The organism is Pararhizobium sp. LjRoot255, assembly GCF_964252905.1.
Taxonomy (GTDB): domain Bacteria; phylum Pseudomonadota; class Alphaproteobacteria; order Rhizobiales; family Rhizobiaceae; genus Pararhizobium.
Window position 1 is genome coordinate 25689 of record NZ_CAXUPQ020000003.1, and the last position, 16575, is coordinate 42263.

General features: G+C 58.3%; 15 protein-coding genes and 1 pseudogene. 9 read left to right on the plus strand and 7 right to left on the minus strand.

All coding sequences use genetic code 11. From position 1 onward, the window contains the following. The first annotated feature begins 10 nt into the window (after window positions 1–10). The 7 genes and pseudogenes from ACSQ2W_RS25845 (at window position 11) to ACSQ2W_RS25875 (ending at window position 7855) form a co-directional block, all read left to right on the plus strand. Window positions 11–1795, plus strand: coding sequence for a hydantoinase B/oxoprolinase family protein (locus ACSQ2W_RS25845; RefSeq protein WP_436089031.1), 1785 nt, complete (start codon window positions 11–13; stop codon window positions 1793–1795). A gap of 44 nt (window positions 1796–1839) precedes the next feature. Further along, window positions 1840–2574, plus strand: a complete 735-nt coding sequence (locus ACSQ2W_RS25850; RefSeq protein WP_436089032.1) for an ABC transporter ATP-binding protein — start codon at window positions 1840–1842, stop codon at window positions 2572–2574. Between the two features lie 2 nt (window positions 2575–2576). Continuing rightward, window positions 2577–3323 carry an ABC transporter ATP-binding protein gene (locus ACSQ2W_RS25855; protein ID WP_436089033.1) on the plus strand — a complete coding sequence of 249 codons (747 nt, stop codon included), beginning with the start codon at window positions 2577–2579 and terminating at the stop codon, window positions 3321–3323. Window positions 3324–3326: 3 nt separating this feature from the next. Beyond that, the gene (locus tag ACSQ2W_RS25860) at window positions 3327–4241 is read left to right on the plus strand and encodes a branched-chain amino acid ABC transporter permease (RefSeq protein ID WP_436089034.1); all 915 of its coding nucleotides are present in this window, start codon (window positions 3327–3329) and stop codon (window positions 4239–4241) included. A gap of 32 nt (window positions 4242–4273) precedes the next feature. Then, the gene (locus ACSQ2W_RS25865) at window positions 4274–5320 is read left to right on the plus strand and encodes a branched-chain amino acid ABC transporter permease (protein WP_436089035.1); all 1047 of its coding nucleotides are present in this window, start codon (window positions 4274–4276) and stop codon (window positions 5318–5320) included. Between the two features lie 1125 nt (window positions 5321–6445). After that, window positions 6446–6566: pseudogene (locus tag ACSQ2W_RS25870) on the plus strand (carbohydrate ABC transporter permease); the annotation flags it as partial. Between the two features lie 377 nt (window positions 6567–6943). Continuing rightward, window positions 6944–7855, plus strand: a complete 912-nt coding sequence (locus ACSQ2W_RS25875; protein ID WP_436089036.1) for a LysR substrate-binding domain-containing protein — start codon at window positions 6944–6946, stop codon at window positions 7853–7855. Here ACSQ2W_RS25875 and ACSQ2W_RS25880 read toward each other — a convergent pair. The 7 genes from ACSQ2W_RS25880 to ACSQ2W_RS25910 all read right to left on the minus strand — a co-directional run bounded on the left by ACSQ2W_RS25880 (window position 7834) and on the right by ACSQ2W_RS25910 (window position 13941). Then, the gene (locus ACSQ2W_RS25880; protein ID WP_436089037.1) at window positions 7834–8397 is read right to left on the minus strand and encodes a gluconokinase; all 564 of its coding nucleotides are present in this window, start codon (window positions 8395–8397) and stop codon (window positions 7834–7836) included. The two genes, ACSQ2W_RS25875 and ACSQ2W_RS25880, sit on opposite strands and share 22 nt — an antisense overlap. A 1-nt stretch (window position 8398) precedes the next feature. Then, window positions 8399–9679, minus strand: a complete 1281-nt coding sequence (locus ACSQ2W_RS25885) for a TRAP transporter large permease (RefSeq protein ID WP_436089038.1) — start codon at window positions 9677–9679, stop codon at window positions 8399–8401. Window positions 9680–9681: 2 nt separating this feature from the next. Next, window positions 9682–10230 carry a TRAP transporter small permease gene (locus ACSQ2W_RS25890; RefSeq protein ID WP_436089039.1) on the minus strand — a complete coding sequence of 183 codons (549 nt, stop codon included), beginning with the start codon at window positions 10228–10230 and terminating at the stop codon, window positions 9682–9684. A 79-nt stretch (window positions 10231–10309) separates the two neighbouring features. Next, a complete protein-coding gene (locus tag ACSQ2W_RS25895) occupies window positions 10310–11305 on the minus strand; it encodes a DctP family TRAP transporter solute-binding subunit (RefSeq protein ID WP_436089040.1) in 996 nt (331 codons plus the stop codon). A gap of 47 nt (window positions 11306–11352) precedes the next feature. Continuing rightward, the gene (locus ACSQ2W_RS25900; protein WP_436089041.1) at window positions 11353–12237 is read right to left on the minus strand and encodes an NAD(P)-dependent oxidoreductase; all 885 of its coding nucleotides are present in this window, start codon (window positions 12235–12237) and stop codon (window positions 11353–11355) included. A gap of 21 nt (window positions 12238–12258) precedes the next feature. Continuing rightward, a complete protein-coding gene (locus tag ACSQ2W_RS25905; RefSeq protein WP_436089042.1) occupies window positions 12259–12567 on the minus strand; it encodes a putative quinol monooxygenase in 309 nt (102 codons plus the stop codon). A gap of 15 nt (window positions 12568–12582) precedes the next feature. Further along, entirely contained in the window at window positions 12583–13941 is a 1359-nt protein-coding gene (locus tag ACSQ2W_RS25910) for an NAD(P)H-dependent oxidoreductase (RefSeq protein WP_436089043.1), read from the minus strand. 474 nt (window positions 13942–14415) lie between these two features. Here ACSQ2W_RS25910 and ACSQ2W_RS25915 point away from each other — a divergent pair, with 474 nt between their 5' ends. Together ACSQ2W_RS25915 and ACSQ2W_RS25920 are read left to right on the plus strand one after the other, a co-directional pair. Then, window positions 14416–15396, plus strand: coding sequence for a sugar phosphate isomerase/epimerase family protein (locus ACSQ2W_RS25915; RefSeq protein ID WP_436089134.1), 981 nt, complete (start codon window positions 14416–14418; stop codon window positions 15394–15396). 55 nt (window positions 15397–15451) lie between these two features. Next, window positions 15452–16513 carry a sugar ABC transporter substrate-binding protein gene (locus tag ACSQ2W_RS25920; protein WP_436089044.1) on the plus strand — a complete coding sequence of 354 codons (1062 nt, stop codon included), beginning with the start codon at window positions 15452–15454 and terminating at the stop codon, window positions 16511–16513. Window positions 16514–16575: the final 62 nt, after the last annotated feature.

Here is a 16575-nt window from a genome sequence, read left to right on the forward strand (position 1 = left end):
GGTAAGACAAATGGACACGCCTAGCCAGACCAATTTTGATCCCTTCTTGACGGCGATTATCGCCAACCGGATTGAAGGCATCATCCGCGAGATGACGAATACAATGCTCAGGTCAGCGCGTTCAGCCGTCATAAGCAGCGCAAGAGATTTCAGCTGCTCGATCGTCACTGCCGATGATAAGCTGCTCGCCACTGCAGAGGGGTTGCCGATTCATATTTTCGGGTCGGACCTACTCACATCGGCAATGACGGCGTGTCACGGCGGCGACATCCTTGAAGGTGACTGCTATCTGCATAACGACCCCTATACAGGAAACAGTCACGCTGCAGACCACGCTTTCCTGGTGCCTGTATTTATCGAAGGCGAACATATGTTCACGGCGGTCGCCAAGGCGCACCAGGCCGATATCGGAAATTCACTGCCGACAACCTATATGGCCGGCGCCCGCGACCAATATGCGGAAGGCGCGCTGATCTTCCCCGCGGTTCGCGTTCAGCGAAACTACAAGACGAATGACGATATTATTCGCATGTGCCGTTCTCGCATTCGCGTACCAAATCAGTGGTACGGCGACTTTCTGGCCGGTATCGGATCGGCAAGAATAGCCGAACGCCGACTGAAGGAACTCTGCGATAAATATGGCAAGGAACAGATCCGCGCCTTCGTGAAGGGTTGGTTCGACTATTCGGAAGACCTTATGGTGAAGGCGCTGAAGCAAATGCCTCGAACACGCCTGTCGAATTCAGGTCGTCACGATGCCCTTCCGGGGCTCCTGCCCGACGGTGTTCGCCTTAACGTTTCGCTGGAGATCGATCCCGAGGAAGCGATGATCGATATTGATCTGCGCGACAACGTCGACAGTTTGCCGGTCGGGCTCAATCTCAGTCTGGCAAGCGCTTCTGCGGCAGCGGTTTCGGGCGTGTTCAACTCGATGAGCATTGCAGTTCCGCGAAACTATGGATCGTTTCAACGTATTCGCCTGCATTTCCGCGAGGGCTCCATACTCGGCAAGCCTCGCTTTCCGCATAGTTGTTCAGTCGGGACAACCAACATCGCCGACCGCGTCATTAATATTGTCCAGGCTGCTTTCGCGGGTGTCAGCGATGGATGGGGGTTGGCAGAAGGCGGAGTTGGTGTGGGTATCGGCTTCGCCGTGGTCTCAGGTAGCGATCACCGGTATGGCTCCTCCGCTTATGTAAATCAAATTTGCCTGGGCTCTGCCGGCGGCCCGGGGAGTCCTGAAGCGGATGGCTGGCCGACATACGGGATTCCAGTCGTCGCGGGGTTGATGTACCGAGATTCCATCGAAATCGACGAGCTGAAGCATCCTTTTGAGGTTCAGTACTGCCGGCTGAAACCGGCGACGGGCGGTGCTGGCGAGTTTCGCGGCGGGGCCGCGCTGGAAATGTCGATCACCCCGAAGGAAAACCCGATCGACTTCATCTGGAACTGCGATGGACAGGAAACCGCGCCCAAAGGCGTGCGTGGCGGTAAGGATGGCGTCGTAGCGCAACATTGGATGGTCGCAGCCGACGGCAGGTCTGAGCAGCTTCCCAGCATTGTCCATAAAACCCTGCATAAGGATGAGCGGCTTTATGGCTGGCATACTTCCGGAGGCGGTTACGGCGATCCCTACAAGCGTGACACCAGTCTCGTCCTGGAAGACGTTCTTGAAGGGTATGAGACGGTGGAGCGGGCGCGTGACGTCTACGGCGTTGCTTTGACCGGATCCGTTCGGGACGAAACGATCGCGATCGATCACGCGGCGACATCTGCCCTTCGCAGAGCGAACTGACGATCGCTCTGCATTTTTCTTCCCACATTTTCCAGGATTGACGAATGCAGACTACGCCCACCCAGTCTCTCTCCGCGGAAGCGATCTCGGTTACGTTCGACGGGTTGCGGGCGATCTCGGAGGTCACCTTGCATCTCGTGAAAGGAGAAATTCTCGGCCTGATCGGTCCGAACGGCGCTGGGAAAACGACGCTTGTCAATTGTTTGAGCGGTTTTCAGTCTCCTTCGAGCGGGCGGGTGCGGCTCGCCGGGCACGATACGGCTCGCTGGAAGGCCGCCGAATTCAGGCGAAAGGGGATCGCGAGGACGTTTCAGGGCGGTCGCCTCTTTCGGGAAATGTCGGTTCTCGAAAATGTGGAAGTGACGGGCGTGGCGCTAGGTATGTCCCGGCGGGAGGCTCGTCGGGCCGCGTTCGAAGCGCTGACATGGATGGGTATCGGTCGCTGTGCCCACCAGATCGCCGGCACGCTTCCCTATACCGACGAAAGGCGGGTGGGTATTGCCCGCGCTTTGCTTATGCGACCCGACTTTTTGCTCCTCGATGAGCCTGCGGCGGGAATGTCGGATCATGAGTGCCAGGAATTGACGGGTCTCATACGCTCCATACTGAGCGAGTTGGGATGCGGTATCCTTCTCATAGAGCATAACATGGCAGTTGTACTCGGCATCTGCAGTCGCGTTCACGTAATGGATGGGGGGCGAACACTGGCCGAGGGAAGCCCGGAGGAAGTACGCAAGCAACAGGCGGTCGTCGATGCTTACCTTGGGGCAGAAGCATGACAATGACCAGCGCCGACATTCTTCAGGTGCGGGATCTCCGCCTTGGCTACGGCCGGAAAATGGTACTTCACGGAGTGTCCTTTGAGGTGCCCGTTAGGGGCCTTGTTGCTATTGTCGGGCCTAACGGTGCAGGGAAGTCTTCGACGCTCGGTGCGGTTGCTGGGGGAAATAGCCTGGCGTCCGGATCAATCACGTTTGAGGGCGAGAACATTTCGGGCGCGAGCCCAGAAGTAATTTCCGCGAAAGGCATAGCGTTTGTCCCCGAAGGAAGACATGTCTTTGCAAGTCTCACCGTAGAAGAGAACCTTCGCTCTGGGACCTTTAGAAGAAAGGACCGAGGAGCCGTCGAAGGCGATTTAGAGCGCGTCCTCCAGTACTTTCCCCGTCTTAGAGAACGACTTCGCCAGCCAGGAGGCAAAATGTCGGGGGGAGAGCAGCAGATGCTTGTGATTGGGCGTGCTCTGATGTGCAGGCCCCGTCTCATGCTCATTGATGAGCCCAGTCTTGGTCTTGCACCGAAAGTTGTGGAGGAAGTCTACGAAACCTTCCTTCGGCTTCGAGCTGAAGAGGGCCTCAGCATTCTCGTGAACGAGCAAAGTTCGCGTCGTGTCATGAGATATGCCGATGAAATCATGGTTTTGCGTGATGGCATCGTCCAAATCCGCGGAACGCCTTCCACCTTAACAGCGAGCGCGTTGCATGACGCTTACTTCGGTGCAGGGACTTTTGAGAGTGGAAAGGCAGAGTGAAAATTGATCTACTTCTTGCAAGCTTTGATTGACGCCTTAAGCTTGGGTAGCATTTACGCGCTGGCCGCTCTCGGAATTGGGCTGCTGTTTGGAATTATGCGTCTTATCAACTTCGCACACAGCGATTTTATAACACTCTCCGCATATGCGTTGATTTTGCCCTCGACTGATGTGGTAACGACGCTCCTGATTGGAAACCTTAGCTGGCCTTTTTTGATCATTACGATTCTGGCCATCGGCGTTGCAATTGCCCTGCTGTCAAATTTCCTCATTTTCAGTAGAGTACGGACGGCTAGCCCACAAAACCTAATGGTGGTTTCGTTTGCGCTAGGATATGTCATTCAAAATCTAATAATGATGGTCTACGGAGCGCGTCCGAAGGCACTCGGATTAGGTTCTTCTTTAACGACAGTAGTAGAGTTTGGTGGCCTGCGTATTCCGCTTTTGCAACTCATTATTATCGCCGTGACTGTTGTTTTGCTTGTTCTCATCCTTCTCTTCATGCGGAAAACGCCGTTCGGCGTTCAGATGCGTGCGGCGGCCGAAGACTTTCGGATGGCTCGCTTTTTGGGAATCCGGGCAAAATTCGTGATCGGGCTGTCGTTTGCAATCAGCGGGTTGCTGGCAGCTGTTGTATCTCTTTTGTTCGTCGTTCAGACCGGTGTTTTGGCACCGACTATGGCGACCGACATGGTCATATTTGCGTTCATCGCGACGGTAATCGGTGGGATGGGAAGTCTGGTGGGCGCCGTGCTGGGCGGCTTGCTTGTGGGGATCGCGTCGTCCTTGTTGCAAGCCTATCTCCCTGACGACATTCGAATGTTTCGGGATGTTTTCGTCTTCCTGTTCGTCATCGGGCTATTGCTCGTAAGGCCGTCCGGCATGATCCGCCTGAAACAGTTCGAAGAAAGGGTCTAATGATGAGACCTAGCCTGCGCGCCGAAACAGCTATGTCGACAGACGTCCTTGAAGAGCCGCCCTTCATTTGCAGGATTCAAACGCCGATCCTCCTGGCCATTCTGCTCCTTGTCTTACTAGCGGTTAGTTCTCCATTCGCGAGTTTGGCTCAGACCATAACCGATATGACGATCAAAATCGTTGTTGTGGTCGGACTTTACATATTCATTGGAAATTCGGGGATACTGTCGTTCGGACAGACAAGTTTCATGTCCATAGGAGCCTATGGGTTCGCCTGGATTAGCTGTTGTACTCTTCCCGCCCTCAAACCTTTCTCTTTTCCTGGGTTGCCGATATTCCTTCAAGAGACCGCGTTTCCGTCCCCCGTCGGAATATTGGCCGCGGCGGCGATAGCTGGAAGCGTTGCTTTGACCGCCGGCAGCATTCTGATGCGGCTTTCGGGTACCGCAGCTTCGATAGCCACGTTCGCGCTGCTGGCCGGACAATACGCGTTGTTCAAGAACTGGACCGACGTCACCGGCGGGACAGCCTCTATCTCGAATGTTCCGGTTTTTATGGGACCGGTTGTGGGTATGATCATGGCCATTGCGTCAATCATTATCGCTTGGATGCACCAGCAAAGCCGTTTTGGACTGATGCTGCGAGCCGCCCGGGACGAGCAGACTGCGTCGAAAGCTTCCGGGGTAAACGTCTGGGCAGTTCGCACCATTGCATTTACGCTCTCCGGTTTGATCGTGGGTGTGGGTGGCGCGATGCAGGCCGGATTTCTTGGGATTGTGACTGTCGATTCATTTTACCTCGGCATAACTTTTCTGACCCTGGCAATGCTCATAGTTGGGGGAACCGGCAGTCTTTCGGGCGCGGTGGTGGGCGTGATCGCCCTGACGGCGATCACAGAGCTTCTCAGGCGTTTTGAAACAGGTCTCTCTATTGGTGATCTCACAGTCGCATTGCCTCGCGGCTTTCAGGAAGTCGGCTTGGGCATCACCATGATCCTCATTCTGCTGTTTCGTCCAACGGGGATCATGAGGGGCCGTGAGATCACGCTGTCGAAAGCCGAAGGCGAACCTAACCGCTAGTCGAGCTTCTCGTATCCCACCGCTGTCGGAGTTCCTTCCGGCGACCTTCAACCAGGCGGGCGAAAATCGACCGCACCATGCTGTCCCGGAATTAGTGAAACCACTGGGGTTAATCGATCGGGCAGAAGATCAAGGCCTTCGCTGGGGTGAACGGCAGGGGCGCAAGTTCAGCCGCTTCAGCAGGTTTTTTGTCGGCGACGAGTTTTGGTCGTTACGCAGGTTCTCTTTCGGCGCGTGGACGAGCACGGCCGGTTCCTTTGGCCTTTTTTTATCGTTGATGTTGTTTTTGGAGAGCGGACGTCTCCTTAGGTTTCCGCCGTGGTTCACAATGATCGGATCGACACGCTCCCGGGACGTGTGAATCCCGATATCGAGAACGTCACCACGCTTCCCGAGTTGTACGATATTCTTCAGATGCTAAGGCTCCCGGGTCCGCCCCATTGGCTCACGACAGACCATGGCGCGATAAGATCCCCGGACATGGCCTTTACGCCCATAATGAAGGCGGTAGTGACGAGTGGTCGCTGATCTGGACGAAGGTGGACTATGGTGCGGGTGACGGTGCTTGAGACTAGAATTGTTGAAAGGTAGTGTGTCGCGCGACCAGCTGAGAGCTCTCGATGGGACTTCCGCCATGATGATCAACTGAAGACGCAAACGCTACTGGAATGGGGCGTAGGGTGTCTTCCGCCATGCCATGTCGTCATGCGCGTGGCATACGCAGCCGTTGAGGAAGAGTGGGAAACATATCAGCGCACAGACCGCGTACCCCGCCAAATACAGGTTGTGATGTCCCCCGCCGCTGCAAAAGAACTGGCAGCCCAACTCGGTATCTATGCCGATTTGTCTGAACTACCAACGGGATCGCTCCAGAACGTTGACGACGCCTTTTGAGCCGCATGATCAAACGGATAACGGAAATGTTTGGATTCCGAAAAAGCCCCTGCGCGAGAGCACCCGACCAACTCGGCGCCACCTCAAAAGTCCTCGCCACGCGAGGCCGTCTATACCTGGCGCAATGGCGGCAGCCGAGGACAACCTGTTGGACTCCACATCTCCATGCCGCAATTTTCCAGTATCTCCGCACGAGGGGGGACCACGGGCGCTTGCGAGAAGCGGGCGAACTGGAACGAGTATTTCTTCGCAGCTTTGCTGACCAGCACCGATGCCTACGCCGCCGGTGATGGTCGCAAGCCAGACCGGATCGCAGGGCTTTAACTGGTGGTCCATGGCAGCGATCGCCAGCTACGACCCACCCAGGCGCCATGAGCTGACGCCACCGGGCACGAAATTACTGGCCTCTAGAGTGAAACTGTCCAATTAGGCGACTTGCTTGATGGGACCGGGCGGAGACAAAAGCATCCCAGATTTTCTGACGAGCTGTTCTCGGTCTGGAAAGATGGAGAGGTTTCATGAGTATATTCCTTATGTTCAACAACGCCATTTTAACGCTATGCGCGCCCGAAGCGGTTGTTAAATGCGCATCGCAGCATTGCACAGGTGTGATGAGTCGGACGAATCTGGAACTGAGTTCTGGGCGTTCGTCAGATGCCCGCGTGATTTGCTTTCAACACGTGCGGATCCTGCTTTAAGCTCAGGCGGAGAAAGCAGCGGGCGGGTTTGATGCAACAACTTCCGATCAAGGCGATTTTGGTTTTTCATACGGCGGCCCGCGCGGGCAGCATAACGCGCGCTGCAGAAGAACTGAGCGTGACCCCCTCAGCCGTCAGCCAGCAGATTCAGGTGCTCGAGGTCCAGCTCGGGGTTTCGCTTCTGGCAAAAGCCGGGCGTGGTGTCGTGCTCACCGAAGCCGGTGAGCGATACTTTTCCATGATTGCAGATCAGATAGAGCGCATTTCGGAAGCCACCGGCACCATCCGCGGTTTTCGCTCCGTGACCAGCCTGACGATCCGGGCGACCCCCACTCTGTCAGCCAAGTGGCTTTTGCCCAGACTGGGGTCGCTGCTGGACCAGAATCCTGATCTTGAGGTGCGATTGGACGGTACCAACGAACCGACCGACTTCAATCAGGAACTGGTGGATGTCGAGCTGCGGCACGGCGACGGGAGGTGGCCAGGTCTGTTCGTTGAGGGGGTTGCCGAGGAAGAGTTCATCCCAGTGTGTTCGCCGGACTATGCGGCGGAAGGCAGTCTGACTGCCCAGGACCTTCTAAGCCACAGGCTCATTCATTCCGTCAAGTCGCAGGCGCAATGGACCGGATGGTTTCCGCTGGCCGGGATCATGCCTTCGGAGCGGTGGCGGCGTGTGTTGTTCGATCGGAGTCACATGGCGATTGATGCAGCTGCCGGCGGGATGGGGGTCGCGCTGGAAAGCACCTTCATGATGGGAAAGGAACTGGCTTCCGGTCGTCTGATATGCCCCGTGGTTTCGCCACCGTCTATTCGCCTTGTCACACAGTGGATCGTCTGCCCGCGCGACCATTTGCGGCAGAAAAAGGTGCGGCTTTTTCTGGATTGGCTGAGAACCGAGCGGGATATCTGGCAGGCTGAAAATCAGCCGGCGTCCCCGTCATGACGCAGAGCCTCGCCCGTTTTCAACGCATCAAGCGCGAAATCGACAATCTCCTCCGTCGTGCGGCTGATGTCGAGATGAATTGGTTGTTCGTCCTCGGCGGGAGGTTCCAGCGTGCGCATCTGGCTTTCGTGCAGGGAGAGCGTTGCGAAATGACCGCGGCGGTTCTTCAAACGCTCCGAAATGAGAGTGGCCGATCCGGTCAGATGAAGCAGCCTTACCGGCCCGAGCCGCTCTCTGATGAAGTCGCGGTAGCTGCGCTTCAGCGCCGAGCAGGCGATCACGACGGGTCGTGCCTCCTGCTCGATCGCGGCGTCGCAGACCGCCTGCAGCCAGGGCCAGCGGTCTGTATCGGTCAAAGCGATCCCCCGGCTCATCGAAGCCACGTTTTCCGGGCTGTGCAGAGTGTCGGCCTCAAGAAAGATCCCATCGAGCGCCATGGCCAGCCTTCGGGCAATCTCCGTCTTGCCCGTGCCGGCGACGCCCATTACCAGCACGAAGTTGTTCTCCGGCCTCGAAACCCGCGGCGTTTCTTTGCCGGTCACGCTAGTACATCCCGAGATAACGGATCGGCCCCAGGGTGAGTATTGGAAACAGGACCAGCGCAAAGATCGCAAGCGTCAGAACGGTCATTGGTGCAAGCGAGCCACGGATCACATCCTCCACTTTCATGTTTGCCACCTGTGCCGCCGCAAACAGGCAAACCCCAACCGGCGGTGTCACAAGCCCGAGCGTTAGGGTCATCACGGTGACGATCAGGAAATGGATCGGATCGATGCCCAGCGCCTGAACCGGCGGCATCAGCACGGGAATGAGAATGAACATTGCCGGAATAGCTTCCATGAAAATGCCGATGATGAGCAGGAAAACGAAGATGAGCAGCATCCCGGAAACGGGTCCAAAACTCATGGCTTCCAGCAGTACAGCGACTTTGTCCGGCAGTCCGTCATAGGTGAAGATCCAGGCGGCAAGCTGGGATGTCGCGGCAATGAACAGGATAGTGCCGGAAATGCGGGCCGTCGCGATCAGGATTTCCGGAATCTCGCGCACGGGCAGCGTCCGATAGACGAGAACACCGAGGACCAGGACGTAGACGACCGCAATGGCGGCGGCTTCCGTCGGCGTGAACAGCCCGCTGGCAATACCGATAATCAGGATTAACGGCGTCAGCATGGGCAGGATGGCACGCAAACCTGTCACGACGACCAGGCGCAGGTTGAACGGCGTCGGCGGATTGTAGCCGTAATAAACCGAATAGAAGTGATTGAAGACCAGGAAGGCGAAGGCGATGAACAGGCCAGGCACGAGACCTGCCACCAGCAGCGTGCCGATCGACACATTGGCGATGGAACCGGCGATGACGACCAGGATCGACGGCGGGATGATCGAAGAGAGCGTCGAGGTGCAGAGCGTCATGCCGACCGCATAGCCCTTCGGAAAGCCGTGGCGCTCCATGGCCTTGATTTCGATGGCGCCGACTGAAGCAATGTCTGCAACGGACGATCCCGACACGCCGGAAAAGATCACGGAGGAAATGACATTGACGTGACCGAGCCCACCGGGAAGCCACCCGACTATGGCCTCGGCGAAGTCGAAGATCCGCTCCGCAACACGGCCGCGCTCCATGACGGTGCCGACGAGTATGAACAGGGGCACCGCAACGAGCAGGAACGAATTCATCGAGGAGAACATTGTCTGCGACAGGAGATCGAGCGGCATCGATGTGAACAGATAGAGCGTGGCCACGCCGGCCAACGCAAGCGCGACCGCCAGCGGGACGCCGAGCATGCTCAGCCCGAAAAACGACAAGAGAAGAAAGAGGCTCATGGTCAGTGTCCTGCTGTGATGTTGACATCGGCATGGGCGATCTCGCCCGCCGGTAGGCCGAGTTCAGGCAGTGCGATCAGCTCTCGACGGCTGCGCAGCGATTCCACGATGGCAAGGACGGCAATGACGGCCGAAACCGGCATGATCATGCCGATGAACCACATGGGAATGGGCAGCGTTGCAGCCGTCTCGTTCATCATGACCTGCTGGCGCACAAGCGTCGTGCCGGTCCAGCCCATGAGGACAAAAAACAGCACCGAGGAAACAACGTAGATCGGCACGGCAAGATGATGGAACAAGCGGCGTCCAAGAACTAGAAAGACGACGACCCGGGCACTCTCGACGGTACGGAAACCGGCGGCCAGGCCGAGGAAGACCATCCAGATGAACAGAAAGCGCGTGGCCTCTTCCGTCCACGGGAAAGGATGTCCGGCAAGCCGGCCGATCACCTGAATGAGAACGACGATGAGGATGCCGGCACAGGCGGCGCCGGCGGCCACGTCGGCGACGATCTTGACGACACGGCCAAGCGTTGAGCCAGGAGCGGGCATGATAGTGCCTTTCTACCAATGAGGGCTGAATGAAAGCATGGCGGCACCTTGTCCGGTCGGGCAAGGTGCCGGCGCATGGTCAATTCGTTTTGGCGAAGGCCTGCGTCCGATCGAAGAAGGACTGGTCCTTGACGAGAGCGGCGAACTTTTCAGACAGGCCATCCGCGACCTTGACGAAAGCCTGGCGCTGCTCGTCGGTCAGTTCGTTGACCTCCATGCCGCTCTTTTTCAGCGTCGCCAGCGATTTCTCGATGTCGGCTTCGTCGTTTTCGGCTTTCCAGGCCTCGGTTTCTTTCGCCGCCTCTTTGAGCGCCGTCTTGAACTCCTCGCTAAGTGCCTCGTACCGGGCGGGATTCATGCCGAGAACCCAGGCATCGGCGATGTGATTGCTGATGGTGGCGTATTTCTGCACCTCGTAGAGACGGGCGCTGACGGGAACGTTGATCGGATTTTCCTGGCCGTCGACCACTTTCAATTGAAGGGCGTTATAGACCTCCGCAAACGCCATCGGTGTCGGGGCTGCTCCCATCGCGCCGAAGAATTCCACCCAGAGCGGATTGTTCGGAACGCGCAGTTTCATGCCCTTAAGATCGTCCGGCGAGGTAATCGGCTGTTTAGAATTGGTGATCTGGCGCAGGGGCCGCGACCAGAGATCGAGACCGGTGATGCCGATGTTGCTGAGGTCGCCGGTCAGTTCCGTGCCAAGATCGCTGTCGAGATAGGCGCGCAGCTGGTCGATATCGCGAAACTGATAGGGGATGGCGATCGCCGTGAACTTGGGATTGAAGGTCGCGTAAAGCGAGGTGGAGTTCAAAAGCATGTCGAGCGAGCCGCCGGCCAGCTGTTTGACACCGGCCGATGGATCTCCGCCGTAGAGCGTGCCGTTCGGGAAGACCTTGACGGTGAGTTCACCCTTTGTCTTGGCGGAGACGATCTCGGCGAATTTGTTGGCGGCGAGCGTGATTTCGGACGTATCGGCGTCCGGCGTGGAAAGCGTCAGCGTTTCGGCTTGCGCGATCGTCGCTGAGAGCATGGTCGCGGCGGCCAGCAGGCTGCGGATGGTAAAGTGTCTCATGGTCGTTCCTCCCTTTGATGGTCAAACCTGAAAGTGCGGCTGCACTCTCAGCGTGGATTCATGCGTTGCAGTTCGCGGATGATGCCGCTGTGGTCCAGATCGCCGTCGCCGTTGTCGACCATGGCCTGGAAGAGCCGGTCAACCTCCTCGCTGACCGGTAGTTTCAAACCGTGGACGCGGGCAAAACCGAGCGCGGTCGAAGTGTCTTTGACCTGGTATTTCGCACGTCCGCCGGGGGTGAAGTTTCCCTCCACCATGCGCAGGCCGTGCTGGCGAAAGACGGCCGAGTCGGCAAAACCGCCGAGAAGCGCCTCCCGCACCCGCGCGGGGTCGGCACCGCCGCGTGTCGCAAGCGTGAGTGCCTCGGCGACGGCGCAGATGTTCGAGGCGACAATCAGCTGGTTGGCAAGCTTGGTGAGTTCGCCGGTTCCGATCGGACCGACATGGGTCACCCGGCCCAGACAGTCAAAGACCGGCCGAATTGCCTCGATCGCGCCTGGATCTCCGCCGGCCATGATCGCCAGCGTGCCGTCCGTTGCACCTTTCTCCCCGCCGGAGACCGGTGCATCGATATAGGCGAGGCCGCGCTCTGCCGCCGCGCGACCCTGTGCAACGGCAGTCTCGACCGGGATCGAACTCATCACGATCAAGGTGGCATTCGCCTGCATTGCGGCAATAACACCATTTGCCCCGAGCAGGAGGGCGTCGCAGACAGGCCCGGAACTAAGCATGCAGATCACGACATCGGCATGGGAGGCTGCTTCCGCGGGGCTCTCCGCACTCCCTATCCCGCGGGCGCCAAGCGCAGCCGCCTTTTCCGGGGTGCGGTTCCAGACGGTGACGCCGTACCCTGCATCCGCAAGGCGCCCCGCCATGGGCTTGCCCATGATGCCGGTACCGATCACTGCGATATGCTTTACGACGTCACCCATGCAAACCTCCCATCGCCGAAATCAAGGATACTGGCGGCTCGAGAAGCGGACGGGCCGCTCCTCGACGATCAGAGGCGGGAAAGCCTCCCGGAACCGGGCAAGGTGCAGCGTTTCCAGATGCGCGTCGAAGGCCGCGCGGCTATCATAGACCTCATAGAAGAGCACGGTATCGCTGGAAGCTTCCGGCCGAATGACGTCGAACTGCCGGCACGCCGGCTCGTCTGCCACCGAGTGCCGGGCATCGTTATAGGCCGCCTCGAGAAAGGCGTCCATTTTCTCCGGCTTCACCTGAAACTCGGCAATGACAACGAAAGCTTGTGAATGGCTCATGTGGCTCTCTCTCGCTCACGCCGCAACGCTTTTGGCGGGACGGAAGCGGTCTTCCATTTCCTGCCGCAGCTTGACGACATCGAGATCGTTGACGATTTCCACGTCGTCGAACGAGACGATCTGATCTTTCTTGATCGGCCGCTTCAGCTTGACATTGTGGGCAAGACCGATCGGCAGCGCCTTGAGATCGAGACTGCGCGCTGCCGGAATGGCATTGGCCCAGACGGCATAGCCACCTTCGCCGTCGAGCATCTCGCCGGGCTGCATGTCTTTCTTGGCGGTTGCCACGGCGTCACCGCGGAATTCCTTCGAACAACCCGTCGGCTCGTTGCGCAGGACCGCGGACAAGACGCTGATCGAGGTTTCGAGGCCGATGATGTGGAACGGGCGCCACATGGACGCATACCAGCCCGACGGATCGGTCAGGAGGCCATACTGTTTGAAGCAGGCGCGGGCATATTCATTGTGCGCCTTGAAGGTCACAAAGACGCCATAGCGGATGTTGTTGAAGACTTCGCGGCCATCCGGCTCCTGGCTGGCGGCAATGTCGACGAGGCCTGAGCGTGCCATACGGCCGCCATCGGAGACCGGGCGAAAAACGCGCGCGAGATCATGCAGGCCGGCCGGAGGGAAGGCGAGGCCGTCGTCCGGGCAATCCAGCCCGGTGCCATTGGCCACCGCCGCCATTTCGATCGCCGCCTTCGTGCCGTCCGTGAAGGAATTGTAAAGCTTCGGGTTGAGGTTGTCTGCAGCGACCTGTTCCTCGGTCCAGCCAAACAGTCCCCAGACCGTATCCGGCGTCGAATAACGATAGCGCGGCTCGAAATTCATGCCCTTGCCGGCGGACGTGACCTCGAAGCCGGTTGCGCGAGCCCAGTCGACCAGTTCGCAGATCAGCGCCGGTTGGTCGCCATAAGCCATGGAATAGATCAATCCCTTTGCCCTGGCTTTCTCGGCAAGGATCGGGCCAACCATCACGTCCGCTTCGACATTGACCATGACGACATGCTTGTTGTGTTCGATGGCCAGAAGTGCGTGGCGTGTGCCGGCAATGGGATGCCCCGTCGCTTCAATGACGCATTCGATTTCGCCGCATTGGAGCATCGCTTTCACGTCATCGGAAATGAAGGTGGTACCGCTCTTGATGGCGTCGGCGCAACTGGTTGCGGCATAGCGCTCCTTTGGCCAGCCAACACGGTTCATCGATTCCCGTGCCTTGGACACGTCGAGATCCGCAACGGCGACCATGTGCAGACCCTCGATACGCTGGGCCTGGGCGAGCACCATCGATCCGAATTTACCGGCCCCGATCAGACCAACCCGGACCGGGCGTCCATTGGCGGCGCGCAGTGAAAGTAAAGAGTAGAGATTCATCTGTGTATCCTCGGCTAGGGAATAACTCCCGGCCGGAGCCATGAACAGTCGCAAGGGCTGCCGGCTGTCGGGCAAGATCGCCCTTCCGGTCCCAACGGTCTGATAATGGTAGTTCTCCTCCGGAAGGCGGTGGCAGCGTGCCAGCGTCTTTCTCAGCCACCTCCCACAGCGGCTTGTGAAGAAACAGTAGGGGCAATGAGGGATTAGCTCAATTTAGAAACTCAGAGAAATTGATTAGAAATTCTACATGGTTTTATGCAGGAGGAACCGAAGAGCTGAAGAAATACGCCAAGCTCGAACTCGTCGCCAGCCAGCCCGGAAACTGGGATCGCTTGAACCGCACTCAATGCGAAGCAAGGAAGTGCGATACGTTCGATTTGCTGCGCCGCACAACATTTCATAACTTTACAACACGTCATGTTTATGTGAAGTAGTGACTACAGCTAACGATGCGAGCGTAGTCCAGTGACCAATTTGAAATTCGCCACCCGCCTCAACTCCTTTGCCTCCCGGCCGCAGGCCGAATGGCCCGAACTTTCGGGGAAGCCGACCGTGACGCAGATGGTCGCTCGCGCTGCAAAGGTGGAGGGCCTGACGGATCTCGATCTCAATTATCCCGACCACGTCTCTGAAAGCCCCCGCGAACTGGCGAGGAACATCGGGGATATGGGCCTTGCGATCAATGGTTTTGCGATGCGCTACTACACAAACCCAGCTTTCAAGATCGGAGCCTTCACCAACCCCGATGGTGCGGTTCGTCGCGAAGCGATTGAACTGACGAAGAAGGGGATCGATGCGACAAGAGAAGCCGGCAGCAATCTGATGACCATCTGGCTTGGTCAGGACGGCTTCGACTATGCCTTTCAGGCTGACTATGCAACATTGTGGCAACACGAGATTGCCGGAATTCGTGAAGTCTGTGAGCATGACCCGGATTGCCAGATCAGCATCGAGTATAAGCCGAACGAGCCGCGTTCCTACAGCCTGATGCCCGATTGCGCCACGACACTGCTGGCGATCAAGGAGGTCGGGCTGCCGAACCTCGGCGTCACGCTCGACTTTGCCCACGTCCTTTATGCGGATGAGCAGCCGGCCTTCGCGGCGGCGCTGATAGCGCGCTACAGCCGTGTTCTCGGCGTTCATCTGAACGACGGCTATGCCAAGCGTGACGATGGCCTGATGGTCGGCGCCGTTCATACACAACAGACGATCGAACTGCTGCGCCAGATCCGCAAGGACGGTTATGACGGCGCGATCTACTTCGACACGTTCCCGGATATGACCGGCCTCGATCCGGTCCACGAATGCGAGGTGAACATCCAGACCGTCAAGCGCATGCTTGCTGTCGTGGACCGCCTTGAGCAGGACAATCGCCTGTCGGGTGCGATTGACCGTCAGGATGCCGTTTCCGCCCAGGCAATCATTCAAGAAGTGATGCTTGGCGCGGGGGCTTGACTCCAACACCGCAGCACGCCGGACGGCGTGTCAATTTCACACTCGGGAGGAACCGATGAAGACATTTTTGAAGACGACTGTTGCCGCAGGTCTGGCTGCCAGTTTCCTGTTCAGCGCCGCGATCGCGCAGGATCTGGCCCCGCTGAACTCCGACACGGAAAAGGACCGCATGGACTGGTCCGAGCTCGAAGCCAAGCTCGGCGCGTTTCCCAAGCTGCCGGAAGGTACCAAGGCCGGTGCCGTGTCCAAGACGCTGACCAACGAATACTGGCGCTCGCTGGGCGAAGGCTACACGAAGTTCGGCGACAAGGTCGGCGTGCCCGTGGTCTATCAGGCAGCGCAGAGCGAAGGCGACCAGCTGGGTCAGCTGACGATCGCCGAGGGGCTGATCACCCAGGGATACAACGTCCTCCTGGTCTCGCCGCAGACCGACGCCAACCTTCAGCCGGTCATCGAACAGGCGAAGACGGCAGGCGTTCCGGTCGTCAACGTCAACGATGCGGTCATTCCGCAGGCGGAACACTATGTCGGCAACGTCCAGCGCGACAATGGCGTGCGCGTGGCGAAATGGTTCATCGAGAACCGTCCTGAAGGTGGCAAGGTTGCCATCGTCGAGGGCCAGGCCGGTGTCTACGCCGCTGTCCAGCGTACCGATGGATTCAAGTCGACGATCAGCGAAGGCGGCAAGTTCGAAGTTGTCGCCAGCGTTCCCGGCAACTGGGATCGCCAGACCTCCTATGATGCAGCCACCAACATCCTGCAGCAGCATCCCGACCTGATCGGCTTCTATGCCAACAATGACGGCATGGCACTCGGCATCGTTGAGGCCGTCAAGGCGGCCGGCCTTCAGGACAAGGTCGCGGTGTTCGGGACGGACGGAATTTCCGACGCCTATACGTCGATCAAGGCCGGCGAGCTGACGGGCACCGTTGACAGCTTCCCGGTGCTGACCGGCGAGGTAGCTCTTGAAGCCGCCTTGCGTCTCGTTGCCGGCCAGAAACTGCCCCGCGTCGTCGCCACGCCGCAAGCGCTCATCACCAAGGACAATGTCGCCCGCTATCAGGGCGAGGGCGTCGATGTGCGTGCGGTCCTGATGCAAGACGCGGCGGCGAATTGATCGCCGACTGACAAAGATGCCGGTCATTCTGGCCGGCATCTCTTTGCCAATGGAAGGGGGTG

Coding starts and splice junctions, on each gene's coding strand:
- ACSQ2W_RS25920 (WP_436089044.1), top strand. CDS start 15,452: ATGAAGACATTTTTGAAGACGACTGTTGCCGCAGGTCTGGCTGCCAGT.
- ACSQ2W_RS25900 (WP_436089041.1), bottom strand. CDS start 12,237: ATGGGTGACGTCGTAAAGCATATCGCAGTGATCGGTACCGGCATCATG.
- ACSQ2W_RS25885 (WP_436089038.1), bottom strand. CDS start 9,679: ATGAGCCTCTTTCTTCTCTTGTCGTTTTTCGGGCTGAGCATGCTCGGC.
- ACSQ2W_RS25865 (WP_436089035.1), top strand. CDS start 4,274: ATGTCGACAGACGTCCTTGAAGAGCCGCCCTTCATTTGCAGGATTCAA.
- ACSQ2W_RS25895 (WP_436089040.1), bottom strand. CDS start 11,305: ATGAGACACTTTACCATCCGCAGCCTGCTGGCCGCCGCGACCATGCTC.
- ACSQ2W_RS25910 (WP_436089043.1), bottom strand. CDS start 13,941: ATGAATCTCTACTCTTTACTTTCACTGCGCGCCGCCAATGGACGCCCG.
- ACSQ2W_RS25905 (WP_436089042.1), bottom strand. CDS start 12,567: ATGAGCCATTCACAAGCTTTCGTTGTCATTGCCGAGTTTCAGGTGAAG.
- ACSQ2W_RS25890 (WP_436089039.1), bottom strand. CDS start 10,230: ATGCCCGCTCCTGGCTCAACGCTTGGCCGTGTCGTCAAGATCGTCGCC.
- ACSQ2W_RS25845 (WP_436089031.1), top strand. CDS start 11: ATGGACACGCCTAGCCAGACCAATTTTGATCCCTTCTTGACGGCGATT.
- ACSQ2W_RS25875 (WP_436089036.1), top strand. CDS start 6,944: ATGCAACAACTTCCGATCAAGGCGATTTTGGTTTTTCATACGGCGGCC.
- ACSQ2W_RS25855 (WP_436089033.1), top strand. CDS start 2,577: ATGACCAGCGCCGACATTCTTCAGGTGCGGGATCTCCGCCTTGGCTAC.
- ACSQ2W_RS25850 (WP_436089032.1), top strand. CDS start 1,840: ATGCAGACTACGCCCACCCAGTCTCTCTCCGCGGAAGCGATCTCGGTT.